General features: G+C 65.4%; 1 protein-coding gene. It reads left to right on the top strand.

The features are described 5' to 3' along the window. Positions 1-171 precede the first annotated feature (171 nt). On the top strand, positions 172-1,506 hold the full coding sequence (locus IEY58_RS34100; protein ID WP_189052653.1) for an IS5 family transposase: 1,335 nt from the start codon (positions 172-174) through the stop codon (positions 1,504-1,506). The last annotated feature ends 32 nt before the right edge of the window (positions 1,507-1,538 follow it).

The raw sequence follows: 1,538 nt of genomic DNA, 5'->3' as shown, positions 1-1,538 counted from the left end.
GTCGTCCGTGATCAATCGATAGGCGATTGATCTGGCGCGGTTTTCCGGAGCGCTGAAGTAACTGGATTTGCAGGAAAGCCGTGTCAAGACGGCGGTTTTTCTGCGTTTTCGATTCCCCATTTCGGCGATTTCTGATTCGATTCTCCAAGGGAATTCCGCTGGGGGAACGCGATGGCGCAGCCTCGGGACGATCGTCAGAAGGAGCTGTTCCGGCCGGCGCTGGATCAGACCATCGACATGGGCCACCCGCTGGTGCGGCTGGCGCAGCAGATCGATTGGGGCTTTCTCGATCGGCAGCTCGGCGGGATCTACAAGCCCGGCGCCGGTCATCCGCCCTTGCCGGTCCGGTTGATGGCCGGGCTGCTGATCCTGAAGCACATGCATTCGCTGTCGGACGAGGCCCTGTGCGCCCGCTGGGTCGAGAACCCGTATTTCCAATATTTCTGCGGCGAAGAGGTGTTCCGGCACGAGTTGCGCTTCGACCGCTCGTCCTTGACGCGCTGGCGCCAGCGGCTCGGCGAGGAGCGGCTCGCGGCGCTGATCCAGGAGAGCCTGGCGGTCGCCGCCAAGACCGGTGCGCTCGCCACCAAGGATCTCGAACGGGTGGCGGTCGATACCACCGTCCAGCCGAAGGCGATCGCGCACCCGACCGACGCGCGCCTGACCCACCGGGCGATCGAGAAGCTGGTCGCGTTCGCCAAGCAGCACGGCGTCGCGCTGCGCCAGAGCTATCTGAGGCTCGCCAAGCGAGCCGCCATCATGGTCGGGCGCTATACCCACGCGCACCAGTTCAGGCGCGCCAACCGGGAACTGAAGTTCCTGCGCACCCGGCTCGGCCGCCTGATCCGCGACATCAATCGCAAGATCGCCGGCGATGCCGCCCTCGACGATCGCTTCGCGCCGCTGCGGGACTTGGCGGTCAAGGTCCGGCACCAACACCACCGCCAGCGCGGCCAGAAGGTCTATTCCCTCCATGCGCCCGAGGTCGAATGCATCGGCAAGGGCAAGGCCCGCACGCCCTACGAATTCGGCTGCAAGGTCTCGGTCGTGACGCCGGTCACCAAGCCCAAGGGCGGCCAGTTCGTGCTCCACGCCAAGGCGCTGCACGGCAATCCGTTCGACGGCCATACGCTCGGCCCGGTCATCGCCGACCTGACCCGGCTCACCGGCATGGAGCCCAAGCGCATCCACGTCGACAAGGGCTACAAGGGCCACAGCCACCCGGAGAAGTTCCGGGTCTGGATCACCGGCCAGGTCCGCCGCACCACGGCCGCCATCAAACGAGAAATGAAACGAAGGGCGGCGATCGAGCCCGTCATCGGCCACCTGAAGGCCGAGCACCGGATGGACCGCAATTACCTCAAGGGGCAGGACGGCGACCGCATCAACGCCGTCCTCGCCGCCGCCGGCTTCAATTTCCACCTCCTGCTGAGGTGGTTCACAGCGATCTTGTGTGCCTGGATCCAGGTCTGGCCCGCCGACGGCACAGACGCAAAACCCGCCTGAAATATCGCTCAGGCGGGTTCTTCACGGACGAC

This window comes from Aliidongia dinghuensis (assembly GCF_014643535.1).
GTDB classification, from domain to species: domain Bacteria; phylum Pseudomonadota; class Alphaproteobacteria; order ATCC43930; family CGMCC-115725; genus Aliidongia; species Aliidongia dinghuensis.
This window is presented reverse-complemented; position numbering and strand designations above follow the sequence as displayed.